The sequence below is a fragment of the Myxococcus sp. AB025B genome (genome assembly GCF_006518215.1).
Classification (GTDB): Bacteria; Myxococcota; Myxococcia; order Myxococcales; family Myxococcaceae; genus Myxococcus; species Myxococcus fulvus.
This window is the reverse complement of record NZ_SRLW01000514.1, coordinates 1-3,731: the sequence shown is the minus strand read 5'-3', so window position 1 is coordinate 3,731 and position 3,731 is coordinate 1. Positions and strand designations below refer to the sequence as shown.

Sequence of the window (3,731 nt, the reverse complement as noted above, 5' to 3'; positions counted from 1 at the left end):
GCCCCACCCCACCCCTCATGAACCCGAGCCTCCCGTCGCGGAGGCCGCCTTCTCGCGCTCCTTGTCCACGTTGATTTCGGTGACGCCCTTGTTGTCGATGGACAGGAGGAAGAGCTGCTTGACGGCCTCGCGCTTGTCGTTGAACGAGGTGCGGCCCGTGGCGCCGTCGAAGTCCTTCAGGTTGGCGAGCGACTCACGCATCTGCGCGCGCGTGCGCGGAGCGCCCTCCTTCTTCTCCACCAGCTGGCGGAGCATGCGGCCGGAGTCGTAGCCGATGGCCTCCAAGAGGCCAGGGTCCTTGCCCGTCTCCTGCTTGTACGACTCGCGGTACTTGCGCACGAAGTTGCGCGTGGCCGGCCGCTGCGAGTCCACGAAGAAGCCGTCCACGTACACCGAGCAGGTGACGAACTTGCCGCCGCGCTCGATGAGCTCCGGCAGCCCCGAGCGCCCCTTGGGGCTGCTCCACTGGTTGGCGCCGAAGAGCGTCACCGTCTTCAGCTCCTTCTTGCCCGTCGTCTTGCGGATGCGCTCCAAATCGCGCGGGTCGCACGCGTTGGTGACGATGTCCTCCACCGCCAGCGCCGGGGCCACCAGGCTCACCCGCCGCCAGTCGTCCGGCATGAAGATGGCCTCGAAGTCGATGATGGGCTCGACGCCGCTCTTCACCTTCTCCAGCGCCTTGCGGCGGCGGAAGGCGTCCAGGTTCTCACCCTGCAGGTCGCGCACGCCCTCGACGTAGTCGCCGCGGTCCTCCAGGTAGTAGCGGCCCACCAGCTTCTTGGCCTCCTGGGTGAACGTCGTCTGGTCATGCGAGTAGCGCTCCGCGCCGCGCACCACGCCGCCCTGGTCCACCACCTGGTCCCAGAACTCGTTCGCCAGCTCCACGCCGTACGGGATGTTCGGGTACAGCAGGGCGAACTTCTTGTAGCCCTTCACGTTGATGGCGTAGTCCGCGACGGCGTTGGCCTGCGCGGCGTTGGTCAGCATGTTGCGGAACACGTACGCGCCCAGGTCCGTGACGCCATCCTGCCGCGTCATGGTGAGCAGCGGCACCTGGAGCTCCTCGGCCACCAGCGCCGCGCGCTTGGAGTCGTCCGCGAGCACCGGCCCCAGCACCGCGATGGCGCCGTCGTCGAAGGCGAGCTGCTCCATCGCCTGGCCCGTCTTGTTCACGTCGCCCTGCGTGTCCTTCACCACCAGCTCGATGTCGCTGCCCTCCAGGCCCAGCTGGATGCCGCGCAGCACCGCCTCGCCGATGGGCTGGTAGCGGCCCGTCATGGGCAGCAGCACGCCCACCGTGCGGGGCTTGGCCTCCACGCGCCGCGTGGCGCGCGCCAGCAGCTCCCGGGCCTGGGGCGCGAACGGGCTGCCAGGCGCCTCCGCCAGGAAGCGGTTGAGCGTCTCCTCCAGCCGGTTCCACTCGCGCAGGTGGTAGTAGACGCGCGCCAGCTTGAAGGTGAGCACGGGCCAGGCCGGGTTGGACGGCGACAGCCCGTCCGCCACGCGCGCGATGTCCACGAAGTCCGCGCGGCCCTCCACCAGCGCCTCCACCCGGGCCACCGCGGCGTCACGCTCCGCCTGCGTCTTCGCCTGCCCCGCCTCCTCCACCGCCATCGTCAGCGACTGGCCGTACAGGCCCGCGCCCTCGGCGGCGCGCGCCGCGTCACGCAGCAGTTGCTCCTTCTCGGCGCCCTCGGCGCGCTCGGCGAGGCTCGACAGCGTCTGGTACGCGTCCCGGTACGCGCCCACCTCCATGGCGGACAGCGCCAGCTTGCGCTTGGCGTCCTCGGCCTGGGTGTAGAGCGGGTTCTCGAAGAGCAGCTCGTTGAAGGACTTGCGCGCGTTGACGTAGTCCTTGGACTCGAAGAACAGGACACCCGCCTGGTAGAGCGCGTCCTGGCCCGCCGTCGTCGCCGGGTACGCCTTGCGCACGGACAGGTAGGCCTCCGCGGCCTGCTTCTTGTCCGGCGTGGCCTGGGCCGTCTGCCGCGCCTGGGCGAGCGCCGCGTCCGCGGACGCGTCCTTGCGCACCTCGATGGCGGGCTTCTTCGGGAACGGGTCCCCCGTGGGCACGTCCTCGCCCGTGGTGCCACCGGACGGAGTGCGGGAGGTACGAGGACAGGCCGTCAGCAGCAGGGCCAGCGCGACGATGAGCGAGCGGCGCAAGGTAGGCAGGACTTCCATGGCAGTGGGGTGCATAGCAGCGGCGACGCGCCTCCGTCGACAACGGAGCGGGGAGAAGATTCCTCGCGGAACCCCTCCCCTGCTGCACCCTTCATGCCCGTGGGGGCCCGCGCCCCGTGGCGCGTTGACTTCCTCACGTTGGCGCGGCGCCGGGACCACGCCCACGCGGCCCGGGGGCCGCGCTCCATGGATTCCCGGGCCCCCTCGTGGAGCGGCCGGCCGGACACGGGAGGTCCGGCCTCGCCGTGTCAGCCGAACAGCTCCTTCACCTTGGCGAAGAAGCTCTTCGACTGGGGATGGGACTCCTCGCCCGACAGCTCCGCGAGCTTCTCGAGCAGGTCGCGCTGCTTGGAGGACAGCTCCGTGGGCGTCTCCACCACCACGCGCACGTGCTGGTCTCCGCGCTGCTGGCTGTGCAGGTGGGGGATGCCCTTGGCCTTGAGCCTGAAGACTTTTCCGGATTGGGTGCCGGCCGGGATGGTCATCTTCACCTTCCCGTCGAGCGTGGGGACGTCGATCTTCGCGCCCAGCGCCGCGTGGGTGAAGGAGATGGGCACCTCGCAGAAGACCTCGTACTCCTCGCGCTGGAAGAGCGGGTGCTCCTTGACGATGACGGTGACGTAGAGGTCGCCCGGAGGACCGCCCCTGTCGCCGGGCTCGCCCATGCCGGTCAGCCGCACGCGCGTGCCGTTGTCCACGCCCGCGGGGATGGCCACCTCGATGACCTCTTCGGACGGCGTCTTGCCCGAGCCCTTGCAGCGCGCGCACGGGTCCGGCACCACCGCGCCCGTGCCGCCGCAGTCACCGCACGGCCGCGACACCGCGAAGAAGCCCTGGGTGTAGCGCAGCTCGCCGTTGCCGCCGCAGGTGCCGCAAGGCCGCGGACCCGCGCCGCTCTTGCTGCCCGAGCCGCTGCACGTCTCGCACTTCTTCGGCCGGGGAATCGTCACCTTGGGCCGGCTGCCGAACGCGGCCTCCTCGAAGGTGATCTCCAGGTTGTAGCGCAGGTCCGCGCCACGCGAGCTGGTGCGGCGTCCGCCACCCCGGCCACCGCCGAAGATGTCGCCGAAAATCTCGCCGAAGATGTCGTTGATGTTGACGCCCTGGAACCCGCCGCCCGCGCCGCCGAAGCCCTCGAAGGGGTTGCCCGAGTGCCCGAAGCGGTCGTACTTCGCCCGCCGGTCAGGGTCGCTGAGCACCTCGTAGGCTTCCGAGGCCTCCTTGAACTTCTCCTCGGCCTCGTTGTTCCCCGGGTTGCGATCCGGGTGGTACTGGAGCGCCACCTTGCGAAACGCGCTCTTGAGCTCCTGCGCGGAGACGGTCTTGGCCACACCCAAGACCTCGTAGTAGTCGCGTTTCTGTCCCGCCGCCGCTGGCATTCGCTTCAACCCCTGGAATTTGCTGGACTTTTTGACTCAGCGAAAAACTCTGAGTCACTATAACGCAGCCGAACGCGCCAGCAATCCAGGGGGCGGAAACGAGGGCCGCCCGGGGGCCGTGGGGCCCGCCGGGCGGCGAAAAGAGGGCGTCGAGCCTTGGGTTGGGGC

2 protein-coding genes are annotated in these 3,731 nt (G+C 69.8%); both read right to left on the bottom strand.

Annotated features, from left to right (window positions below; genetic code table 11):
• Nucleotides 1–15: 15 nt before the first annotated feature.
• A complete protein-coding gene (locus FL311_RS41845) occupies nt 16–2,184 on the bottom strand; it encodes a penicillin-binding protein activator (protein WP_174816636.1) in 2,169 nt (722 codons plus the stop codon).
• A 248-nt stretch (nt 2,185–2,432) separates the two neighbouring features.
• Nucleotides 2,433–3,563, bottom strand: a complete 1,131-nt coding sequence (gene dnaJ, locus FL311_RS41840; RefSeq protein ID WP_046710873.1) for a molecular chaperone DnaJ — start codon at nt 3,561–3,563, stop codon at nt 2,433–2,435.
• Nucleotides 3,564–3,731 lie beyond the last annotated feature (168 nt).

Bases quoted from the DNA above. Each gene is read 5' to 3' on its own strand.
- FL311_RS41845 (WP_174816636.1), bottom strand. From the start codon at position 2,184: ATGGAAGTCCTGCCTACCTTGCGCCGCTCGCTCATCGTCGCGCTGGCC.
- dnaJ (WP_046710873.1), bottom strand. From the start codon at position 3,563: ATGCCAGCGGCGGCGGGACAGAAACGCGACTACTACGAGGTCTTGGGT.